The 260-nt window shown below is 66.9% G+C and carries 1 protein-coding gene; it reads left to right on the forward strand.

Annotated features, from left to right (window positions below):
- A partial coding sequence (locus EN943_RS37470) for an FAD-dependent oxidoreductase (protein ID WP_206522902.1) occupies positions 1 to 260 on the forward strand: 260 nt, incomplete at both ends.

Here is a 260-nt window from a genome sequence, read left to right on the forward strand (position 1 = left end):
CCTGGGTGCTGCATGCCGGGCTTGGCCCCGAAGACGCCTTCTCCGGTCAGATCGCCAAGGTCATCGCCTTCGCGCTTGAGGCGGCGGGCGCGCCGATCGTCAAGGGCGGGGCAAGAAACCTGCTGGCTGCCTTCGAGGCTTTGATCCGGGAACGCGGCGGCGACATCCGCACCGGCGCCGATGTCGCTTCGATCGTTCAAAGCAATGGTCGGGCAACCGGCGTGCGGCTGGCCTCGGGCGAAACAATCACCGCCAACAAC

Origin of the sequence: Mesorhizobium sp. M7A.F.Ca.US.006.01.1.1, from assembly GCF_003997935.1 — a bacterium.
Classification (GTDB): Bacteria; Pseudomonadota; Alphaproteobacteria; order Rhizobiales; family Rhizobiaceae; genus Mesorhizobium.